Source organism: Phaeobacter sp. 11ANDIMAR09 (genome assembly GCF_001294455.1).
Taxonomy (GTDB): Bacteria; Pseudomonadota; Alphaproteobacteria; order Rhodobacterales; family Rhodobacteraceae; genus Pseudophaeobacter.
Genome location: NZ_LIKT01000015.1, coordinates 38761 through 59230 on the forward strand (window position 1 = coordinate 38761; position 20470 = coordinate 59230).

The 20470-nt window shown below is 57.5% G+C and carries 20 protein-coding genes; 10 read left to right on the plus strand and 10 right to left on the minus strand.

All coding sequences use genetic code 11. From position 1 onward, the window contains the following. Positions 1–84 precede the first annotated feature (84 nt). A complete protein-coding gene (locus AN476_RS13525; RefSeq protein ID WP_054462123.1) occupies positions 85–996 on the plus strand; it encodes a MurR/RpiR family transcriptional regulator in 912 nt (303 codons plus the stop codon). 63 nt (positions 997–1059) lie between these two features. Here the strand turns inward: AN476_RS13525 and AN476_RS13530 are convergent, their stop codons facing one another. From AN476_RS13530 to AN476_RS13540, 3 genes are all read right to left on the minus strand, one after another. Beyond that, positions 1060–2667: a 5-guanidino-2-oxopentanoate decarboxylase gene (locus AN476_RS13530; protein WP_054462124.1), complete on the minus strand. Its 1608-nt coding sequence runs from the start codon at positions 2665–2667 to the stop codon at positions 1060–1062. Next, positions 2664–3848 carry a pyridoxal phosphate-dependent aminotransferase gene (locus tag AN476_RS13535; RefSeq protein WP_054462125.1) on the minus strand — a complete coding sequence of 395 codons (1185 nt, stop codon included), beginning with the start codon at positions 3846–3848 and terminating at the stop codon, positions 2664–2666. The genes AN476_RS13530 and AN476_RS13535 overlap by 4 nt, the downstream gene beginning before the upstream one ends. Positions 3849–4052: 204 nt before the next feature. Further along, positions 4053–4736, minus strand: a complete 684-nt coding sequence (locus AN476_RS13540) for a hypothetical protein (protein WP_054462126.1) — start codon at positions 4734–4736, stop codon at positions 4053–4055. 612 nt (positions 4737–5348) lie between these two features. Between AN476_RS13540 and AN476_RS13545 the strand changes: the two genes are divergently transcribed. Continuing rightward, positions 5349–6653, plus strand: a complete 1305-nt coding sequence (locus AN476_RS13545) for an AAA family ATPase (protein ID WP_054462127.1) — start codon at positions 5349–5351, stop codon at positions 6651–6653. Then, on the plus strand, positions 6650–7783 hold the full coding sequence (locus tag AN476_RS13550; RefSeq protein WP_054462128.1) for a ParB/RepB/Spo0J family partition protein: 1134 nt from the start codon (positions 6650–6652) through the stop codon (positions 7781–7783). Before AN476_RS13545 ends, AN476_RS13550 begins: the two co-directional genes overlap by 4 nt. Before the next feature lie 80 nt (positions 7784–7863). On the opposite strand, the gene AN476_RS13555 is transcribed toward AN476_RS13550, so the two are convergent. Beyond that, entirely contained in the window at positions 7864–8904 is a 1041-nt protein-coding gene (locus AN476_RS13555; RefSeq protein ID WP_054462129.1) for an OmpA family protein, read from the minus strand. A 181-nt stretch (positions 8905–9085) separates the two neighbouring features. Between AN476_RS13555 and AN476_RS13560 the strand changes: the two genes are divergently transcribed. Then, positions 9086–10603: a caspase domain-containing protein gene (locus tag AN476_RS13560; RefSeq protein ID WP_054462130.1), complete on the plus strand. Its 1518-nt coding sequence runs from the start codon at positions 9086–9088 to the stop codon at positions 10601–10603. A gap of 163 nt (positions 10604–10766) precedes the next feature. Here AN476_RS13560 and AN476_RS13565 read toward each other — a convergent pair whose 3' ends face one another. The 6 genes from AN476_RS13565 to AN476_RS13590 form a co-directional block, all read right to left on the minus strand. Continuing rightward, on the minus strand, positions 10767–12338 hold the full coding sequence (locus tag AN476_RS13565) for a DUF4384 domain-containing protein (RefSeq protein ID WP_083464337.1): 1572 nt from the start codon (positions 12336–12338) through the stop codon (positions 10767–10769). After that, positions 12335–12760 carry a biopolymer transporter ExbD gene (locus tag AN476_RS13570; RefSeq protein WP_054462136.1) on the minus strand — a complete coding sequence of 142 codons (426 nt, stop codon included), beginning with the start codon at positions 12758–12760 and terminating at the stop codon, positions 12335–12337. Before AN476_RS13570 ends, AN476_RS13565 begins: the two co-directional genes overlap by 4 nt. Next, on the minus strand, positions 12757–13167 hold the full coding sequence (locus tag AN476_RS13575; protein ID WP_054462138.1) for a biopolymer transporter ExbD: 411 nt from the start codon (positions 13165–13167) through the stop codon (positions 12757–12759). Before AN476_RS13575 ends, AN476_RS13570 begins: the two co-directional genes overlap by 4 nt. A gap of 18 nt (positions 13168–13185) precedes the next feature. Then, entirely contained in the window at positions 13186–13803 is a 618-nt protein-coding gene (locus AN476_RS13580; protein WP_054462140.1) for a MotA/TolQ/ExbB proton channel family protein, read from the minus strand. 2 nt (positions 13804–13805) lie between these two features. Continuing rightward, complete coding sequence (locus AN476_RS13585) at positions 13806–14249, minus strand: hypothetical protein (RefSeq protein ID WP_054462142.1); 444 nt, start codon at positions 14247–14249, stop codon at positions 13806–13808. Positions 14250–14351: 102 nt separating this feature from the next. Continuing rightward, positions 14352–15200 carry a hypothetical protein gene (locus tag AN476_RS13590; protein WP_054462143.1) on the minus strand — a complete coding sequence of 283 codons (849 nt, stop codon included), beginning with the start codon at positions 15198–15200 and terminating at the stop codon, positions 14352–14354. A 176-nt stretch (positions 15201–15376) separates the two neighbouring features. On the opposite strand from AN476_RS13590, the gene tssA reads away from it, so the two are divergent. The 6 genes from tssA to tssE all read left to right on the plus strand — a co-directional run bounded on the left by tssA (position 15377) and on the right by tssE (position 20468). Next, positions 15377–16423: a type VI secretion system protein TssA gene (tssA, locus tag AN476_RS13595; RefSeq protein WP_054462144.1), complete on the plus strand. Its 1047-nt coding sequence runs from the start codon at positions 15377–15379 to the stop codon at positions 16421–16423. An 86-nt stretch (positions 16424–16509) separates the two neighbouring features. Continuing rightward, entirely contained in the window at positions 16510–17028 is a 519-nt protein-coding gene (gene tssB / locus AN476_RS13600; protein WP_054462145.1) for a type VI secretion system contractile sheath small subunit, read from the plus strand. 12 nt (positions 17029–17040) lie between these two features. Beyond that, the gene (tssC, locus tag AN476_RS13605) at positions 17041–18537 is read left to right on the plus strand and encodes a type VI secretion system contractile sheath large subunit (RefSeq protein ID WP_054462146.1); all 1497 of its coding nucleotides are present in this window, start codon (positions 17041–17043) and stop codon (positions 18535–18537) included. Positions 18538–18592: 55 nt separating this feature from the next. After that, positions 18593–19096, plus strand: a complete 504-nt coding sequence (locus AN476_RS13610) for a type VI secretion system tube protein Hcp (protein WP_054462148.1) — start codon at positions 18593–18595, stop codon at positions 19094–19096. 75 nt (positions 19097–19171) lie between these two features. Beyond that, positions 19172–19978: a type VI secretion system accessory protein TagJ gene (locus AN476_RS13615; protein WP_054462149.1), complete on the plus strand. Its 807-nt coding sequence runs from the start codon at positions 19172–19174 to the stop codon at positions 19976–19978. Beyond that, positions 19971–20468: a type VI secretion system baseplate subunit TssE gene (gene tssE, locus AN476_RS13620; protein WP_054462150.1), complete on the plus strand. Its 498-nt coding sequence runs from the start codon at positions 19971–19973 to the stop codon at positions 20466–20468. The genes AN476_RS13615 and tssE overlap by 8 nt, the downstream gene beginning before the upstream one ends. The last annotated feature ends 2 nt before the right edge of the window (positions 20469–20470 follow it).

A 20470-nucleotide genomic window follows, 5' to 3' on the forward strand; every position in this document is an offset into this window, starting at 1 on the left:
AGCAGACTGCTCTGCGGGCGGCCGCACAGATAAAAACGGATGTTTTGAATTTCAAATACGGCGACCATATGGTTTTATACGCCCATGGATCCGCATCTTGACCCAAAACAAACCGCCCGCTTGATTGTCGCTCTGAAAGAGCAGATCGGTCAGATGCCTGCCAAACTGGCGCAGGCTGCAAAATACATCATCGACAACCCGGGCTGTTTTGCCCTGGATCCGGTGCGCGATACCGCCCGCAAGGCAGGGATCAGTGCCAATAGCTTTGTGCGCCTGTCAGACCGGCTTGGCTATGACAGTTTCGAAGCGCTGCGCCGTCCTTTCCGGGATGCACTGGTCACCAGCAACGAATCCCATCTTGGGGCAGATTGGCTGGCCGAAATGGCCGGGCGGGGACCCGCCGCCGCACGCCAGGCCCGTATCGTTCAGGGGGAGCTGAACATGGTCTCGCGTTCGCTGCGCCAGATGGGGCCAGACCGCAGCCAGGCCATTGTTGACACCTTGCTGAGCGCCCGAAACTGCTATGTGACGGCCAGTCGCGCCAGCTATGCGCTGGCCTATTACTTCCACTATGTGGCGCGCATGGCTTTACCGGCAATTGATCTGGTGCCACGCCATGTAGGCACCACCATGGATGATCTGATCGCGCTCAAGCCTGAGGATTGCCTGATTGCCATCACCTTTGCCCCCTATTCCACCAGCACCATTCAAGCCCTGCGCCAGGCCCGCAAGCGGGGCGCCAGGATTGTGCTGATTTCTGACAGTGAGGTCATAGCACCGGGGGTTGACCCCGATCATGTGCTGACGGTCACAACCGCCTCCCCGCACCCTTTTGGGGCCTATGCCGGAGCCATGGCAGTGCTGGATTGCCTGCTCTCTCACCTCATTGAGGCCGGCGGCGCAGAGGCCCGCCACCGGATCGAAGCCTATGAAGCCCTGAGACAGGACAGCGGCGCCTATTGGACAGCCCCCAAACTGCCACAGATTCGCAGCTGAGCTGGTGGCTAGGACGTGGGATAGGACGCAGGCTCTGCATCCCCCCAGTTCCTCGTTCCCAGGCTAGCTTTTTGCCGCGGCAAAAACAGGCGCGGCAATTTCAACAATCCGAGGCCCCTGCCCCGCGCTGCGCGCCATGGCGGCCGAAATTTCTGCGGGATCGTCTGACACGGCGAGGTGTGGAATACCAAAGCACCGCGCGGTATCGCAAAATCTGGGCGGTGTCGGATCACAACCGATAACCTCCACACCAACTTCCTGCATTGAGGTGGCAATCTCGCGGTAGCCTTGGTTGTTCCAGATCACAAAGGTGATCGATAGGTTTTCATCCACCGCAGTCATGATCTCTGGAAGCGAAAACTGTGCGCCACCATCGCCGACAATGCAGATCACCGGTGCCTCTGGTGCAGCGATGGCTGCGCCGATGGCGGCAGGGATGCCATAGCCTAGCGCCCCGTATCCCGTTGCCGCATTAAACCAGCCGCCGGGGCGATCGTGGTCATAGTATAGATTTCCGGCATAGATCGGCTGGGTGGAATCTCCCACCATCAAGCTGTTGGGTATGGCATCGCGCACAGCATCCAGCACCGCGACCTGCGCCCGGTAATCCTCCCCTATTTCCGCAAGCGCCGCTGCGCGGGTCTCTGCCGCTCGCGGCGCCCCATCCACGCCTGAACAGTTGCTCGGCAAAGCCGCAAGCAGAGCAGCGGCAAAGCCCCCAACCTCTGCCCGAATTGGGAGGCGCGCCGGATGACGCTCCAATTGCTTTTCGCAAATATCCACCCGGATCAACTGGCGCATCTGCGGCCACGCGCCAGTGGCATACATATCATAGTCGGTGGGTCCGAATTCGGTTCCCAAAGCAAGGACCACATCTGCCCCCGCGATCAAACCACGCACCGAAGCAAGGCTGGGACTTGCCGGCACACCAAGCGGGTGCTGATACATCAGCCCCCGACCATTTGTGGTTTGGACCACTGGCGCATTCAGGCGCTCTGCCAGGAGACGGAGGGCCTCCCCCGCCCGTCTGGCGCCGCCCCCTGCCAGAATGAGCGGGTTCTTTGCTGTGGCCAGCAATTGCGCGGCCTGTTGCACGAGCGCGGCCTCTACAGCGGGCTGCGCGACCCTGGTGGGTGTCGCAAGTTCCGCGGCCGCACTGCCGGCAACATCCAGCGGAATCTGAATGTGGGTTGGCCCTGGGCGCCCCTCTGCAAAAGGGGAAAATGCCTTGTTTAGAGCAGAATTCAGATCCGTAGGCTTGGCCACGTGCTGCGAGGTCAGAGCCACCGTTTGGGCAAGCCCCTGCTGGTCGGGCAACTCATGCAAATGCCCCATGCCCTGGCCGAGGCTTGCCTGAGCGTTAACACCAGAAATCACCAGCATTGGCACAGAATCCGCCCGCGCCTGCGCCATCGGTGTGAGCGTATTGGTCAAACCGGGCCCGGTAATCACAAAGGCCACGCCGGGCTTGCCGGACACCCGTGCATAGCCATCCGCCATAAACCCGGCGCCCTGTTCGTGGCGCGGGGTCACATGTCGAATACCCGAGGCTGCAAGACCACGATAGAGCTCGACCGTATGCACACCGGGGATGCCAAAGACGCAGGTGACATCCCGCGCAGCCAACCCATCCACCAAGGTTTCGCCGATAGTTTTTTCGCGATCCATCATGCCGCCCCCTTGTTCAAGTTTTGTGCATGGGAAATTAAGCGTGTGAGCGCGGTTTCAAAGGCTGCATCCTCAATGGTCAATGCAATCCGCACCCAAGAAATCAAACTGTCGCTGAAGGCAGACCCTGGCATGACCGCAACCCCATGGTCCAACAGATCCCAGGCATAGGCATCGCCGGTCATCCCCGTGGCTGACACATTGATCATGGCAAACATCCCCGCCTCGGGCCGGTGCACCTGCAGGGCCGTTTCCGCCTCCAACCGTCTCGCCAACAACTCTGCACGTCGGCTGAAGCGTTCGCTCATCCCTTTGGAAACAGAGGACCCTTCACGGATCGCCACTTCCGTCATATCCGCGATGAAGGGCTGGTTGCCAAAGAGCATAGTTTCCGAATAGGGCAGCAGCGCGTCGCAGAAGTCCTTGGAGCCAACGCACCAACCGCTGCGGAACCCTGGAGACGCATGGGATTTAGAGATGGAGGACACCGCAATAACTCGTTCGGCATAATCCGGCAGGGACAATGGCGAGACAAATTCTGAGCCTTCAAAAACCAGCTGTTCATAGACTTCATCCGAAAGGATCCAGAAATCGTGAACCCGCGCCAGCTCGCAGAGCTCTATCAGCTCATCCCTGCCTAAGATGGCACCGGTTGGATTGTGGGGACTGGTCAGCAACAGGGCGCGTGTCCGGGGCGTGATTCGAGAGGCAACATCCCTAGCCTGCATGCGAAATCCGTTTTCAGGGTTAAGCGGTACCGGCACTATGGTCGCACCACTGGCAGCGACTACCCCCTCATAGGTGGCATACATAGGATCACCGACCAGCACCTCGTCACCGTGTTGAGCCACCCCCATCATGGCAGCAAACAACGCGGTCTGGGTTCCGGGGAAACACAGAAAATTATCGGGCTCAAATGCTTGGCCGCGGCTGGCGGTATAGCTGTCGGCCAAGGCTTGGCGCAGATTGAGTTCCCCGCGCCCGTCGGAATAACCGGTTCGACCCGCCCGCATCGCAGCGATGGAACAGTCCATCAATTCCGCAGGAACCGGAACATCGGGCTCGCCGATGGTCATTTCGATAATATCCGCACCTGCTGCCACACGCGCGCGTGCGGTCAAATGCAAATCCCATTTTGCCCCCCCCAAGGAGGCCAATCGTGACGTCACAGCCGTGGTTTTCATATCGGTTTCCACCTCATTGAGCACAAGTCTTGTTTCTGCGGCGACTTTTCAGGTCGGGAATGTTTTCAAGACCAGTGCAACCCAGTAATTATTCAAATGCATAATTACTGGGTTGCCGGCATTCGGCAAGCCCAAATTCACAGGGGCTAGAAACCAGCGCGCCCCATGGCAACCAGTGATAGGAATCCAAAAACCCTGTCGCACTCAGCTGGTCACAAGGATGTCGGAAATTTCGGGGTCAATATCACGGCAGGCCGCCAGCAGCCGTGGCTTTAAATGCGACAGAACATAATTGGCATGAAACCGACTGGGGGCTATCAAAGTAAGCCGAGCCCCTGCCCGTTCGCTACGGTTCAACGCATCTATCCAGGCGGTATAGATAGCGGGATCGTCCCGATGCAAAATGGCCTTGGCAAGGCTCCATTCGTTGCCATCGCTCAGATCTGGTGCAGCAGCAACCTGTCCGGTGCGCAGAGGCACCACATTGGTTGGCTCAGTTTCCTGACCATTCATCCGATGTTCAAAGTCAGGGCCGACATGTGCCCAGACGGTACGAGTATCCTCGTGGATGCGATCCAAGTCCAGCCCGTGTTCGCTAACCCTGCCTCTTACCCCTTGCCGTTTGACGATCAACCAGCCCATGGCGCGCAGCTTGGCCATCTCGCGCTTGACAGTGCGTTCATCAACCGTCCAGAGCCGGGCAATTTCACGCTGACCAACTGCCAGCTCATTGCGGGACCAATTGTAACGGGCGGTGACCAGAGTCATGAACCGAAGAACCAGTTTCTGCGATGCCTTTGGCTGTGACAGAGCAAAGGCACCTAGGGCGGTCAGAATGTCGTACTTCACTACCGACGCATGTCGCCCGGCGGGTCGTTGCACCTGCATGGCTCTTTTGGTCCTTCTAGATCTACCCTGCCCATTGTGAAATGGTTTGATCCCAGCCTGGCTTCATATGCAAAGCCAGAATTAAGATTCAGGGTCGGCTGCCTCAGTCTTTCGGGTTGTTCCCGATTTACGTTGGCTCCTACTGCAGGAAACTCAACGCTCTTTACTCAATGTAGATGATTTGCGTCCTTGGGGTCGATTCTGTCAAGCACTGAGTTGTTTCAGCCTCTGATCCAATTCCAAAATAATGATAGAAATTTGGTATCAATGGTATTGGGGGACATCCTGGATGTCACCTTAATGGTGAAAAATGTCCCCCAATGGGTGGGGGTTTGCTGTAGGCTGTCACCCTATATTTGGCGCCGCGCCCCGTCTTTGGCCCATCCTTTCGCAAGAGAGAATGGATCGGACTTGCAGGCGAATCGCGAATCACAGGAACCCCCTGCCCTGTTGAAATTATGGCCTTTTCTGTACTGTGTCCCCGCGGGGACAGGACGCTTTTTTTCAGGATAATAGGTTTTGCGTTTTTTGCAATTACGGCGTAAATGAGTATTGAGGAAAAATTAGCGTCCTGTGCAAAGGGCGAGATACAGCGAAAAGCGAGCGACAGTCATGTTCACCCATGAAGACCTGGCAAAGTTACAGGCCCAATCTTTGAAAATGCAGAGCTGGATTCGACAGCAAACCTTCTCTCCCGAGATGGAAAAGACCCTGCGGCGGTTCTCCAGCTGGGAAGTGGCCGAACTGATCTTTAAAGTGAACCAATCCACGTTGCGTGGACGGCTTGCGGCGGATCCCTCGCTGCCACAGGGGCATGTAGAAGAGGACGGTCGTCAGCGCTGGTATTCGTTGGAAGAGATTAACGAGCTGCGTCGACGCATCAAGATCAATCGCAAGAGCCTGATGCCGCCACGCCCCGAAGGTAAGCGCGCCCTGCGGGTGGCGATCTCCAACTTCAAAGGTGGTGCAGGCAAATCCACAGTGGCATTGCATTTTGCCCATGCTGCTGCTCTGGATGGCTATCGGGTTCTCTGTGTGGATTTTGATCCGCAAGCGACGCTGTCACATTCCATGGGGCTGAGTGATGTGACCGAGGACTATACGGTCTGGGGCATCATGGCGCGGGATCTGGTGCGCGAAACTGAGCGGATGAATGCCTCGACCCGCGGGGCTGAGACGGGGGCCGCCCTGCCCGAGCGCGTTCTGCCCGAGGCCATCACCGGGATGGGTTTGCAGGATCTGCGCATCAACGATTTCATCAAACCGACCAGTTGGCCAACCATTGATCTGGTGCCAAGCTGCGCCAATGCTGCTTTCGTTGAATTCGCCAGCGCCCAGTACCGTCATCTTAATCCCGAGTGGTCCTTCTTTGCGGCTGTGTCGCGCTACCTCGATCAGGTCTCGGCAGATGATTACGACATGATCATTTTTGATTGCCCCCCCGCCATTGGCTACCAGTCGATGAATGCGGTCTTTGCCGCCGACATGCTCTATATCCCTTCGGGGCCGGGGTACTGGGAATACGATTCGACCACCTCTTTTATTGGACAGCTGTCGGAGGCGCTGGAGGATCTATCGGCTTTCAACGGTGTTGTCCCCGCGGGGACATTCACCCTGCCGAAGGCGTTCCTCGATGTGCGGTTCCTGTTGACCCGATATGAGAGCGGCAATGATTTGCACCGTGCCATGCGCGATGCCTTTATCAAAGTCTTTGACGGCCGCATGGCGGACCACCCAATCGAAATGACCCGCGCCGTCGAACAATCCGGGCGGTTCCTCAGTTCGATCTACGAGATCGACTACCGCGATATGACACGCGAAACCTGGCGCCGGGCACGGGCCTCCTTTGATCAGGCCTATGAAGAATTCAAAGGCTACGCCGCTGAGGCCTGGGACAAGATGGAGGATAGATCATGAGCAAACGCCGCGTCTTTGATATCAACTTCCCTTCGGATCCTGCGCCGCAGGCTGCCCCTGCCCCGGAGCCTGCGGGCAAGGAGACTTCGCCTGCGCCTGAAAGTCGGCGTGGTCCCATGGCCACTGCGATCACCGAAAACGCCGCAGCCTTGAAGGCGCGTGCTGCGACTGAGCAGAATATTCGGGCTGAAAACGACCGGCTGGCGCATGAGTTTGTGCGTCTGAAAAAACTGGGGCTGGTGGTAGACCGTATTCCTTTGGACAAAATCTCGACCAGCAAACTGGTGCGTGACCGGGCGACCTCGCGCGATCCGGAACTGGAGGAGCTGCAGGCTTCGATCCGCAGTATTGGCCTGTCGAACCCGATCCGGGTCGAAGAGGATGCCGAGGGCAGCTATCAGCTGGTTCAGGGGTTCCGCCGCCTGTCGGCCTATCGCGCGCTTTACGCCGAAACCGGTGATACCGAATTCGCCGCGATCCCCGCGGGACTGATCGCCAAGGGCGAGGATCTTAAGGGGCTGTATCGCCGGATGGTAGATGAAAACCTGGTGCGGCGCGATATCTCCTTTGCAGAAATGGCGCAGCTGGCGCTCTCTTATGCGCAGGACCCGGATACGGATTGTGAGCTGGTTGCGGATGCTGTGGCGCATCTCTATGCCTCCGCTGGGCGGCAAAAACGCAGCTACATTCGCCATTTTGCTGATCTTCTGGAAATGATCGGCGAAGGGCTGCAGTATGCGGAAACCATTCCGCGGGCATTGGGATTGGATCTGAAGAAGCGGCTGTCCGAAGACGAGAGCCAGGTGGCGCAGCTGAACAGGGTGTTGCAAACCACCCCCTGCCCCGATGCAGAGGCCGAAATTGATCTGCTGCGTGGGTTTCTTGCGGGCACCTTAGAGGCAGAGGATGGGGGGAGCAGCGCCACGTCCGGCTCAGACAGGGTCAAGACTGGCGTGGCCAAAACCACCCTGCGCTGTGCGTTGCCTGCAGGGACTGTGCGGTGCCAGGCGCGCGATGGTAGAATTGAACTTGCCATGGAACGCGACTTTTCAGTGATTGATCGCTATCGGTTGGAGGCGGCAATATCTGCCTTTTTTGCCGCCCTGGAAGAGGACGAGCCGAAGGACTAATCGTTTTGATCTTAGGCAAAGCATAAGGGCTGTCCCTGCGGGGACAGCCCTTATTTCATTTCAAAGCGGGTCACTCGAAATCAGTTCAGAACCTTGAAGGCGATGCGTCGGTTCTTGGCGCGGTTCTGCGCGGTGTCATTGGGAACTAATGGAATGGATTCACCATAGCCAACGGATTGTAGACGCTGTTGCGCGATCCCTTTATTCGACAGATACCGGACCACAGAGTTTGCGCGTTTCTGGCTGAGGCGGGTGTTTGAGGCCGCGCTGCCCTTGTCATCGGTATGACCGCCGACTTCGATCACCATGTCTGGACAGCGGCTGACGATATCAAACAGGCCATCCAGAAAATCGACAGATTTTTGATCCAGCCGTGAGGTTCCCGGTGCAAAATTGACGCTGCGACTACGCGACAAAATATCAAATCGCCCAAGACAGGCTTCACGACTGAAATCGCCTGTGGCCTCCAGGGCCGCTGTGCTGCCTGTATTGGTAGGGGCTGCCAGCACCGGTGTGCCAGGCGCCCGACGATCAAAGGCCAGGTTCAGGTTCACAATGCCAAGCGGCGTGATCGTGACATTGGCCGCTTCCTGCAACTTGTCGCGGCCACCCATCAGGTTGAAATCCTCAAGCTGAAGAATGACTGGATTGAGGGTGGATATGTTGATCCGGTCATTGCTGACCAAAGTGACGGCGACCTCTGCTTCCAGTTCAACCTCGACACCATGTAGCGACAGGGTCACCGGCAGCGTGATCACCTTGCGTCGCAGGCTGGGCAAATCCTGCAGCGGGACAGGATCGAGAACAGCGGTCACTGTGGCCTCAGGGAAGGTGAAAGTCTCAAAAAACAAAAACCGCATGCGCACGTTGCGCAGGTCGATTTTTGTATCTACGGAATCCAATGCGATCACCAGCTGAGCAATGCCACGTTCGGTGATTTGGCCACTTATGGCTGCAAATCGGCTGGTTTCCGCGACCTTGTCCTTTTTGACAGAGAGGAAGGTGATGGCTGAGGCATCAGGGTCCAATTGCCATCCATGTTCAAAGGGATCCGCAGCCAGGGCTGGCTGGGTGAACAGCAAGAAGAGGATGAGGAATGGGCGAAGAAATTGGCGTAACATGGCAAAATACTCATACAAGAATGATGAACTAGGGTAGCCTCGACTTAGGGCCGGGTTTGGGCTCTTCTCTTGATTAACGAAAATCCTAGGGAAAAATGCAAGTATTGCGTAGCCTCGGCCAAATAAATGCCAAGCGTTCGTTGGGTGTCCCCGCGGGGACAGATATTGGAGTATTACTGTAGTGACTGGTTTTTTGGCCAAGGGCCTGTTCCATCTTTTCATCGTTGCCACGCTTTTGTCAGCTCCGGCGCGGGCTTTTGCAGAGGAGCACAATCGCCGCCTGGCCCTGGTCATTGGCAATGCGTCCTACGGAAGTGTGTCTGCGCTGGATAATCCTGCCAATGATGCGCGGATGATTTCAACAACTCTCCAGGATATCGGTTTTACCGTCACCATGGCGGTGGACCTGAGCCAGATCGAAATGAAACGTGCCATTGCCCAGTTCGGCCGCGATCTGCGCGCCGCAGGCGAGGAGGCCACGGGGTTGTTCTATTACGCTGGGCACGGAGTTCAGAGCTTTGGCAACAACTACCTTTTGCCGGTTGATGTCACCCTGTCCGATGCCGCGGATCTGGATTTGATGGCGGTTGAAGCACAATCCGTGTTGCGTCAGATGGCGTCAGCGCGCAACCGCACCAATCTGGTGATCCTGGATGCCTGCCGCAACAATCCCTTTGAGGACGTCCCGGATCTGAATCAAAGTGGTTTGGCGGAGATGAAGGCCCCAACGGGAACTTTTCTGGCCTATGCCACGGCCCCGGGCAGCGTTGCTTTGGACGGGCAGGGTGAGAACAGCCCCTTTACCCAGGCGCTGGTCAAACACATCACCCGACCAGGACAGCCGGTGGAACAGGCCTTTAAGGAGGTGCGCCGTGAGGTGTTAGCTCAGAGTGCCGGATTGCAAACTCCCTGGGATACCTCTTCTTTGGTGAGTGATTTTATGTTCGTCACAGCGCCTGAGCGCCCTATTCTGACGGCAGCCGAAACCGAAGAACTGCAGCTCTGGCGCTCGGTTCGTGCGACACGGGATCCGGTCCAGCTCATGCTCTTCCTGCGGGGCTACCCCGAAAGCGCTTATGCCGAAGAAGCCCGCGCCATGCTGGCAGAGGTCATGGCGGAGGAACTGTCTGTTGGGGCTCCGGCACCAGAGACATCCGCGCTGGCATCGACGGTTCCGGATGAAGCAGAAACGGCGCTTTTTAAGGCGGCGCAGGAGGACGGGTCTGTGACCGCCTATGAGGCCTATCTGCAAAGCTTCCCCGAGGGGACATATGCAGAAATCGCAATGACGGAAATTGCGGCCTTGCAGGCGGGGCAAAGCACGGATCCGATTGGAGAGGGGGTAGCGCCAGTTGCTGAGGCGCCCAGTCCGGACCCCGGACCTGCGCCACGGCAACAAGAGGCGGGACCCGTGACCTATGCCAGCCCACTGGTGTCAGAGTTGAGTCAGATCAGCGGGCTGAGCCTTGCAGAGATAATTGAACAGGCTCCGATGTTTCCCCCGATCGAGGGGTTGCCGGAAAGCTATTGGAAAACTCAGACCTGCAGCTCCTGTCATCAATGGAACAGGGACCGGCTGTGTGAGCAGGCTAATACCTATCTCAGCCTGAACATGCAGCGCTCGCTGAACAAACAACACCCCTTTGGCGGGGTGATGAAGCGGAGCCTGAAGTCCTGGGCTGCCGGTGGCTGCCAATAGTTTGAAGGGCTAAGACAGAACCGGCTTGGCGTGCCCTAAGCCGTACCTTTGGTCCATCCGAGGTTCCGGAAGAAAAGGGGGGCTCCCGCCTAAGATTGTGCACTCAAAGATTGCCCAATCTCAGTTGGGCCCGGCAGCTTGCCATGGGCAAGCTGCAGTGGCTCTAGTTTGCATGGGTTTCAATCAAAAAGTAGACCCATTCTCCTTTGAAATCAGGATCTTGAGATCTTTTTTCATCCACTCTCAGACGCAGAAAGTCAAGATAGGGGGCGGCCGGCTCGCTGAGCGGGCGCAGTGCCTCATACAGAGGGGAAGAGGCAGCAAAGGCAACCGCGATCTCCTGACCATATGGAGGACCTACGGTGATTTGAAGGCCTGGGTCTTCGGGTGTCTTGGCGCCAACGCGCAGTGCGGTTTTGGGCTGCGCCAAGGTCAGCGGAATATGCGCATTTGGGCTCAGATGAAGGACATTGCCAGCCGCATCAAAGTAATCAACGTATAGATAGGCCGGATAATCTGGGGCTGTCAGATCAAAATAGAGTTGCTCGCCACCGGTGTAGCTCAACACCCGGGCCTGAGCATCCGGGCCGAGCAGCAGCGGGTTGGTGATCTGATCGGTGCTTTGCGGCAGGCCAACCTGGGAGATACCACTGAGCGCGCCACATTGCGGACGCGGCAGGAGACGCATTTTGTCAGAGAGGGCAATGTCGCGGCCCATTTGCGCCTGCAAAGCGGCCAGAACCGGTCCGCGCAGACCGTCTTCGGGGAGGTGCCCACGCAGCTCCAGTGTTGCGGTGTCCGGGTCAAAGACGGCCTGCAGCCGGGAGCAGGGTACGGCGCCGAGCAGCCCGGCAAGCCCGTCTCGCAGCCCTGTGGCCCGGCCGATGGGATCATCCGGTTGTGTGAAACTCTGGAATGCGGCAACTGAGGCTGGGTCTAGATCCTTGGTTGCATCGCCCTGAAAAGCCAGAGCGGCGGTGATCGCCTCGGATTGGTTTGGGCTCTCAATCGCCTGCTGTGCAGCTGTAGCAGCGGCGGCCAGCGGCTGGTTTTGCGCGACACTGGGGGGCGTATCTTGTGTGAGAGCCTGGGTGGATACGGCGCTGGCGTTGACCGGGCGGGGCGTCGCTGCCGCGAGCTCTTGTGATGCCGTGGCCTGCGCAGCGACCGCCTGAGCCGCGGCTGGGCGAGCCGTGAGAGAGGTGCTTTCAGCAGGTTGAAGCGGCACCGCTTGGGCGAAAGCGGGTTGGGCTGATACCCACTGCGGCTCGGCCAAAAGCGCCGACAAAGCTTGCCCAGGCGTGGTCAGTGCAGGGGTTTTCTGTGGGGCGGGCGGAGGAGAGGCCAAAGCCGTGGGGGTAGGGGAAGAGCTGGCGAGGCGCTCCCCCTGCGAGGGCGCCTCAGCGATAGGGTGGGGGGACAGGGAACTGGCCTGCGCAGTGGTCCTAGGCACCGCACCCGCGTCAAGGCTCTCTCCCTGGGCTGAGGCTTCTCTACTCGGCTCAGGATCGGCGGTTTGTTCTCGTGCCTCGCTACGTGCAACCTGTTGGGATTCCATTGAAAGCGCGCTTTGAGGGCTGGGTTGCTGCGGCAAGGGGACTGGATCAAGAAACGGCATCAACGCGGCTATTGCCACCAGATGCGCACAGGCCGAAACAGTCAGACCCAGGGCCCAGCCTCCGGCACCCAATGGTGACAGCACATCGGGGGTGTGGGTATCTGGCCAATGGGTCACAGATCGCCCCCGGAGGAGGGGGCTCGTTCTGGCGTCACCACCAAAATGACATCACGAATACCTATGACTTCGGCCTGGCTGACATAGGGCAGAACATGGCGCAGATCTGCATCGCGATGGGCATTGATCCGCAGCCGCAATGCGGGATCTTTCGCCAGGCTTGCGGTCAAGGCAGGGCCCAGTTCTAGTGTCGCAATTTCACGGCCATCTAGGGCAAGTTTCCCGGTTTTTGAGATGGCCAGGGTGATCCCGCCCGCCGGCATGTCTCGCCCGGTTTCGGTCTGCGGCGGGGCGACATCAAAGGGGGCGGTGGCATCCATGCGACCGATCAGCATAAAGAAGACCAACAGGAAAAAAACCACATCAATCAACGCAATGATGGTTTCCGTCTGTGGTGTTCGGCTGGCGCGTTTCAGCTTCATGGCCGGGCCTCCAGTCGCAAAACCCGCATGTTTTGTACCCCTGCCTGTGCTGATTGGTCCATTATGGAAATCAGCGCTTGGGTGGGTGCCGACCCCGAGGGCAGGATGACAAGCTGCGCGAGGGGATCTTTGGCCAGAGCCTGCGCCAGGATCTGGTCTAATTCCTGGCGTGATAAGGCCGCGCCGCGCAGACTGGGGCTGCCATCTGCCTGGATACGGATCATCAGACGCAGATCTGACGCTTCAGTGGGTTTTGCCATTTCCCCGGAGGGGCGCAAGGCCGGGATCATATCCAGATTGAGATATGTCGAGGTCACCATGAAAAAGACCAGCAGGATCAACATCACGTCGATCATTGGCACCAAAGAGATCAAGGCTTTGGGAGGGGCGCGGCGGGTGAGGACCATCAGAGAATACTCCTGTGGCTAGCGGCCATGATCCGCCAGCATCAACTGTCCCACCGCGCTTTCGATCAGCATTGCCGCCGTGTCGATACGGGCAGAAAACAACCCTGCTGCGATGGCGGCGGGAATGGCCACGACCAGGCCTGCCGCAGTGGTCAGCAAAGCCTGCCAGATGCCCCCGGCCAGCACTGAGGCATTGGCCGCGCCCTGGGCCAGCTCCAGCTCCTGAAAGGACTGGATCATGCCAAGCACGGTGCCCAGCAGCCCAAGGAGCGGCGACACCATGGCAATCAGCTCCAAGAGCCGGATCAGGCTGTTCATCCGTTGCACTTCTTCATTGCCGCGCCGTTCCAGTTCCGAGGTCAGAACCGGGCCCTTGAGTCCGTTTTGCAGGGCACCCATGGCAAAATGCAGGACCCTGTCGGCCGGAGATTTGCCCCGTTCGATCTTGGTCCGGGCACCATGCTTGTCGCCAGTCTGCCAGAGCTCGATCGCATCTTGACGCGGGTCCTTACCAGAGGTGACAGGCCAAAGGTGCACCAGTTTCATCACAATCAGGGTTAGCGAAAGCAGCGAGATCACGGCCAAAAGGGCGATGATCGGTCCGCCCGTCGTAAGGTTTTGCAGAATTGCCCCCATGGTTATTTCACCAGCTTGGCAGTGGCGCGCGATCCCAGAGTGAGGATCGGGAAGCAATCCATTTCGGCTTCGTTCTGTGGCTGACAGGCGGTCACGTCGTGCAGCAGAATTTCGGAGATGTTGCTACAGGCAATCTGCGGCACTTCAAAGAGTTTGAGGGTTGTGCGTTGGACGGGCAGGGGGGCAGCATCGACGGACAGCAGCCGGTCGATAACGCCGTCACCATCCAGAATGGCCAGGGACATTTCAAAACCCGCAAAGCTTTTGCCGGTTTGGTTTCGGAACAGGAAAAAGGCGCGGCAGCCGCCGCCATCGATCTCTTCCATCTTATTCAGTTCAACCTGTAGCGGACCGGTTTCGGCGCGAGTGTTTTGCGGCAGGCCCACCATTAGAGCAACGACCAGGCAGCGGCTGATCAGGGAAAGAGCTGAAGAAGAAAGGGGCATTGCGGTCTCCGGGGCTGTAGGGAATAAGTGTCTAAATCTGCTAGCGTGTCTTTGGGTCTCGGCTGTCTCTTTGAGTGGATCGGGTAGGCAACAAACAGGCGGTCAGACCAGCGAGGTCAGCGCTTTTTCGATTTTGTCCATGGCGTCTTTGGCTCCGTTTAGATCGCGTTGCTTTAACAACCTGGCGGCTTTGTGAATGGCCTGGGTCAAGCGATCACGGGCCGGGCCTGGCGCTCGGGCCACATGGGCCTGCAACCCCTGGGCCCGTTTGATCTGGGCCCCAAGCGAGCGCTGATCGGATTCGCGCTGTCCACGTTTCAGCGTGCTGTCTTCGTCCTCTCGATCCTTGCCCAGGGCGGCCAGGGATCGTTCGATCACCAGCACCAGTGTTTCCGCTTCCTGCAATCGACCCGCATTGATGAGGCTGACAGTTTTACCCAAGGCGCGGTTCAGTTTCAGCTCCAAAGGACCGGGGGCTAGGGCGATTCGTGGCTGGATGCGTTTTAATCTGCGTTTCAGCGGTTCGACGGCGGAGGGGGCGATATCCGGGGTTGAGATATCGCTGATATCTGCGTCTTTGCTGGCCGTTTCTCTGGTGGCTTCCGACTTAAGACTGTCGAGGATATTGCCGCCGTCATCCAGGAATAAAACTCCCACTTTGATGCGGCTGCTTTTCAGAAACCGTTTGAGTTGCAAGAGCATCTGCGTCGGCGCCTGCTCGCAGATCATCTCCATCTGATCGCCCTGTACAACATAGGTTCCCCAAAGCATCGGAGGCTTGCCGCCTGCCTGTTTCAAAGGGGCGCGCAGGGCTTCGGGTTTGCTGCCGGGCTGGATCATCATCAGGGGGTCTTTGAGCGGGTCCAGACAGAAAGCAAAGCTCGTCCGCCGCTTGGCACCCTCACGCACCATGGCCTTTACTTCGTCACCTGTAACACGGTCTGCACACATCACAACCACTCACAAAAAGGTGCAAAAACAATTGACTTTAAGATGGCGATAAGGCTCACTCCACGTCAAGTTATTGTTTTGTTAGTGGCGTATCTGGCGTCGCCACATATCTGTATGTTGAAATAGAATGTGGTTTGTCAGACTACGCTTGGCCTGTTTTTTGGGGGGTCAACTGTATGGATTTGGCTGTTTTGCTACAGTCCCTTGGGGAGGAAACTCCGAGTGGGGAAAACCTTGTTTATGACCCCGCCTTTGCTGAAATGGAGCGGGCGGCTCAGTCTGCGCAGGATGACAGCGGCAACAGCACCCCTCCAGACTATTCGACGGTAGAAGAAAACGCGCAGAATGTGCTTGAGCGCAGTCATGAGCTGCGCGCGGCCGTCTTTCTGGCAGCGGCCTATCTGGCGCGGGGGGAACTGGCCAGCTTTGCTGAGGTGACCAGCTATATGCGGGGTTGCCTCGAGCAGTTCTGGGAAAGCTGCCATCCCGAACTAGATGAGGATGACGGCGATCCGATCATGCGGATCAACGCTGTGCAGGACCTCTGTGGGCAGCCCGGGGGTATGGCGGGGCCTTCGGCTGTGTTCAGTGCTTTGCGGCGGGTCCATCTGAGTGACAGCCGCAACTTTGGTCGCTTTTCGCTGCGGGATATTGAAATCGCCGAAGGGGTCATGGCGGCGCCCGAGGATATGGACAGTATTCCGGACCAGGCCACGATCGGGGCCGCATTCCAGGACAGCGATGAGTCCTTCATCGCAGAACGTCTGGCTGCGGTGGAACTGGCTGAAGAAAACATCAAGGCGATGTCGGATGTGTTTTCTGAACAGACGCCGGGGCAGGGGCCTGAGCTCGATCCCTTGGTGAAACTGATGCGCCAGTTGAGCAAGCGACTGCGCGATTATGGCAATCTGGCTCCAGAGGGAGAGGCGGAGGAAAGTGAGACCGAGGCGGATGCTGGAGAGGCCGAGATTGAAGCCGTTACCGCCGGTGGTGCCCGGGGTGCGGCAGCGCCGGGGGCAATCAATTCGCCAACCGATGTCGCCAATACGCTGGATCGGATTATTGCCTATTATCAGCGGGAAGAACCCTCGAGCCCGTTGCCGTTGCTTTTGGAGCGCGCCAAGCGTCTGGTCGGGGCCGACTTCCTGACGATTGTAAATGATATGGCGCCGCGCGGGCTTGAAAACGTGCAGCTGATTGGCGGCCTGGAGGACGACGACTAAGCGGAGACAATGAGGTCTTGGTGATCCGGAGAAACCGGGATCAGCGTTTCCTTGTCAAGTTAGATTACGAGTTGAAGGAGAGCTAGATGGCTGGAAGTTCACAAAAATTTGTTGGCCGCAATCGGGCGCCACGGGTCCAGATCGAATATGATGTGGAGCTATACGGCGCTGAAAAGAAAGTTCAGCTGCCCTTTGTCATGGGTGTTCTGGCGGATCTCACCGGAAAATCAGAGGTCGAGCAACCCTCTGTCGCAGATCGCAAGTTTCTCGAAATTGATGTCGATAACTTCGACAAGCGGATGAAGTCCATGGCGCCAAGAGCGGCCTTTACCGTGCCCAATACGCTGACGGGCGAGGGCAATATGGCGGTGGATATCACCTTTGAAAGCATGGATGATTTCAAACCCGCCGCCATCGCGGCAAAGGTTGCGCCGCTCAAAGAGCTCTTGGATGCGCGCACCCAGCTCAGCAACCTGATGACCTATATGGATGGTAAGACTGGGGCCGAGGATCTGATCACCAAGATCATGCAGGATCCGAGCCTTTTGAAAACTCTGGCAGCCCAGCCCAAGCCCGGCGGCGACGCCGGTGGTGAGACGGAATAAGGAGGGACAGATATGGCAGACGAAGCACTCCAAACCGAAGCCGCCCCGGCAGATGCCGCTTTTGGCTCCAGCGAATTTGCAAACCTGTTGCACAAGGAATTCCGCCCAAAATCTGACCAGGCCAAAACCGCGGTTGAAAGCGCAGTAAAAACTTTGGCGGAACAGGCCCTGGCAAATACCGGTCTGATCTCTGATGACGCTCTGCGTTCAATCGAAAGCATTGTCGCGGAGATCGATAAAAAGCTGACTGAGCAGGTGAACCTGATCCTGCACAACAAAGAGTTTCAGCAGCTTGAAAGCGCCTGGCGTGGTCTGCACTATTTGGTGAACAATACCGAAACTGACGAGATGCTGAAGATCCGGGTGATCCCGATCACTAAAAAGGAATTGGGCAAGAGCCTGGCCAAGTTCAAAGGCACGGCGATGGACCAATCGCCGATCTTCAAGAAGCTTTATACCGAAGAGTTCAGCCAGCTGGGCGGTGAACCCTATGGCTCGCTGGTGGCTGATTTCCATTTTGATCACTCGCCACCGGATATCGAACTGTTGGGGGAGATGTCCAAGATCGCAGCGGCAGCCCATGCGCCCCTGATCACCGGGGCTGAACCCTCGTTGTTCCAGATGGACAGCTGGTCGGAGTTGTCGAACCCGCGCGATCTGACCAAGATCTTTCAGACGCCGGAATATGCCGCCTGGCGCTCTCTGCGCGAGAGCGAAGATTCTAAATATGTTGGCCTGGCGATGCCACGCTTCCTGGGGCGGATGCCTTACGGTTCTAAAACAGATCCGGTGGATGAGTTTGCCTTTGAAGAGGACACCACAGGCGCGGATAGTGATAAGTATTCTTGGGTCAATGCCGCCTATGGCATGGCCACGAACATCACTCGCTCCTTCAAAAGCTATGGCTGGTGTTCGCGCATTCGGGGTGTGGAAAGCGGTGGCACCTTGGAAGAGTTGCCCTCGCATACCTTCCCCACCACAGATGGCGGGGTGGATCAGAAATGCCCTACCGAAATTGCCATTGATGACCGGCGCGAGGCTGAGCTTGCCAAGAACGGCATGATGCCGCTTTTGCATCGCAAAAACACCGATGTGGCGACTTTCATGGGGGCGCAGTCCCTGCACAAACCCACCGAATATGACGACCCGGATGCAACGGCCAACGCGAACCTCGGCGCGCGTTTGCCCTATCTTTTTGCCACCTGTCGGTTTGCCCACTACCTGAAATGTATGGTGCGCGATAAGGTCGGGTCGTTCAAAAGCCGTCAGGATATGGAATCCTGGCTGCAGAACTGGATCAACAATTACGTTGATTTTAACGCCGATATCTCTTCGGAGAACGAAAAGGCGCGCAAACCTCTGGCTGCTGCCGAAGTGGTGGTCGAAGAGGTCGAGGGCAACCCGGGTTATTACAGCTCAAAATTCTTCCTGCGCCCGCACTATCAGTTAGAGGGCCTGTCGGTTTCTCTGCGCTTGGTGTCGAAACTGCCTTCGGAAAAGGGAGGCTAAAAACCACTCCTGCCTCTGAATTTGTCAATGAGTTAAGTTTTGAAAGGATAGCAAAATGGCTGCTAGCATGTTCGTGGAAATCTCGGATATCGAGGGAGATGCCACCGAAGACAAGCACAAGAAATGGATCGTCATTCAATCGGCGAACTGGAATGTTGAACGCGCCGTTGAGATGACAGATCTTGGATCGACACAGCGGATGCACGCCAATTCCAATTTTGGCAAGATCGAGCTGACCTCGCAGATGGGTAAGGCTTCTAATGAGCTGGCGAAATCTGTGGCAAACGGCACTGTGCGCCCTGAAATCATTATGCATTGGTGCCGGTCTGGCGATGCCCAGGCGGAAGGGCTGCTGGAGTATTCCATCTGGAAGCTGAAGGATGTGGTGATCGACAGCTATTCGATCTCCGCCAGCGAGGATGGCATTCCGGAAGAGACCTGGTCTCTGGCCTATGCTGCGATTGAGCACACCTATAAATCCACCAACCAAAAAACGGGCAAGTTGGAAAGCCCGATTGTTTTCCAATGGAACGTTCAGACTGGCAAATTCGAGTATTGATTTGCACCACCCCGGGCGTGCGGCCACGCCCGGGGTTTTTATTGTTTTCTGTTTTGACATGGCGGAGTTTTGACCATGACCCCCGAAGAGCATTTGCGTGCTGGTGATCCGGAGCAGGCTCTTGCTGCGCTGCAAGACCAGGTCCGCGCGGATCCGTCCAATGCCAAACTGCGAATTTTCCTGTTCCAGCTGCTGTGCATTCTGGGGGATTGGAAACGGGCGGTCGCACAATTGCGGCTGAGCGCCGAACTGGATGCAGGTGCCACTGTCATGGCCCAGGCCTACCGCGAGGCGATCCTGTGCGAGGTCTATCGCGAGAAAGTTTTTAAGGGTGAAAAGGATCCTATGGTCCTGGGCGAACCGGAGGTCTGGCTTGCACAGTTGATAGAGGCGCAGAACCTGTTGGCGCGTGGAGAAGTTGACCAGGCCGTCGCTCTACGGGACGCCGCCTATGATGCTGCGCCTGCGACAGCGGGCACGGTGAATGGCACGGCCTTCGACTGGATTGCCGATGCGGATATGCGTCTGGGTCCGGTGCTGGAAGTGATCCTCAATGGGCGCTATTTCTGGCTGCCTTTTTCGCAGATTCAGAGTCTAGAAATCGATGAGCCCTCGGACCTGCGCGATACGGTCTGGATGGCTGGCACGCTGACCCTGGCCAACGAAGGGGCCATGGCAGTGCTGATCCCGACCCGCTACCCGAACAGGGAGGCCGCCGAAGCTGGGGCCAGGCTGGCGCGGCTGACCAGTTGGACAGATATGGGGGCCGACACCTATGTCGGCACTGGTCAGCGCTTGTTGACCATTGGAGATCAGGATTTCCCACTGATGGATATCCGCATGTTGAAAATCGGCGCACAACAGGACGGTCCTGATGGCTGACAAAATGCTTGCCGAACGCCTGCAACCTTCGCTTTTGGACCGGCTGACTGACAACAGCCCAACGGATCAAAAGGAAACACGTGATAGCCGGGTGATTGATTTGAACCGGCTGCGGGAGATTATCCAGCGGGACTTGTCCTGGTTGCTCAATACGCAAAACGCCGGCTCTCAGATTGATGCAGATCGGTATCCGATGGCCTCTGCTTCGGTGCTGAATTTTGGCTTGAGCGAGGTCACCGGCGAATTCAGCACCACCGAAAAGGCCGAAAAGATCCGCCGTTCCATCGAACAGGCGATCACTCATTTTGAACCTCGTATTATCGAAGGCACGGTGGATGTGCAGCTGACCGGAGATGTCGAGGTGGCAGATATTACCATAGGGCTGGATATTCGCGCCGACATGTGGGCTCAGCCGCTGCCGCTGGAGCTTTATCTGCGTAGCAAAGTTGATGTCACCACTGGCGAGGTCAAGATGGAAAGGGGGCTCTGACC

Bases quoted from the DNA above. Each gene is read 5' to 3' on its own strand.
- AN476_RS13525 (WP_054462123.1), top strand. From the start codon at position 85: ATGGATCCGCATCTTGACCCAAAACAAACCGCCCGCTTGATTGTCGCT.
- AN476_RS13530 (WP_054462124.1), bottom strand. From the start codon at position 2,667: ATGATGGATCGCGAAAAAACTATCGGCGAAACCTTGGTGGATGGGTTG.
- AN476_RS13535 (WP_054462125.1), bottom strand. From the start codon at position 3,848: ATGAAAACCACGGCTGTGACGTCACGATTGGCCTCCTTGGGGGGGGCA.
- AN476_RS13540 (WP_054462126.1), bottom strand. From the start codon at position 4,736: ATGCAGGTGCAACGACCCGCCGGGCGACATGCGTCGGTAGTGAAGTAC.
- AN476_RS13545 (WP_054462127.1), top strand. From the start codon at position 5,349: ATGTTCACCCATGAAGACCTGGCAAAGTTACAGGCCCAATCTTTGAAA.
- AN476_RS13550 (WP_054462128.1), top strand. From the start codon at position 6,650: ATGAGCAAACGCCGCGTCTTTGATATCAACTTCCCTTCGGATCCTGCG.
- AN476_RS13555 (WP_054462129.1), bottom strand. From the start codon at position 8,904: ATGTTACGCCAATTTCTTCGCCCATTCCTCATCCTCTTCTTGCTGTTC.
- AN476_RS13570 (WP_054462136.1), bottom strand. From the start codon at position 12,760: ATGAAGCTGAAACGCGCCAGCCGAACACCACAGACGGAAACCATCATT.
- AN476_RS13575 (WP_054462138.1), bottom strand. From the start codon at position 13,167: ATGGTCCTCACCCGCCGCGCCCCTCCCAAAGCCTTGATCTCTTTGGTG.
- AN476_RS13580 (WP_054462140.1), bottom strand. From the start codon at position 13,803: ATGGGGGCAATTCTGCAAAACCTTACGACGGGCGGACCGATCATCGCC.
- AN476_RS13585 (WP_054462142.1), bottom strand. From the start codon at position 14,249: ATGCCCCTTTCTTCTTCAGCTCTTTCCCTGATCAGCCGCTGCCTGGTC.
- AN476_RS13590 (WP_054462143.1), bottom strand. From the start codon at position 15,200: ATGTGTGCAGACCGTGTTACAGGTGACGAAGTAAAGGCCATGGTGCGT.
- tssA (WP_054462144.1), top strand. From the start codon at position 15,377: ATGGATTTGGCTGTTTTGCTACAGTCCCTTGGGGAGGAAACTCCGAGT.
- tssB (WP_054462145.1), top strand. From the start codon at position 16,510: ATGGCTGGAAGTTCACAAAAATTTGTTGGCCGCAATCGGGCGCCACGG.
- tssC (WP_054462146.1), top strand. From the start codon at position 17,041: ATGGCAGACGAAGCACTCCAAACCGAAGCCGCCCCGGCAGATGCCGCT.
- AN476_RS13610 (WP_054462148.1), top strand. From the start codon at position 18,593: ATGGCTGCTAGCATGTTCGTGGAAATCTCGGATATCGAGGGAGATGCC.
- AN476_RS13615 (WP_054462149.1), top strand. From the start codon at position 19,172: ATGACCCCCGAAGAGCATTTGCGTGCTGGTGATCCGGAGCAGGCTCTT.
- tssE (WP_054462150.1), top strand. From the start codon at position 19,971: ATGGCTGACAAAATGCTTGCCGAACGCCTGCAACCTTCGCTTTTGGAC.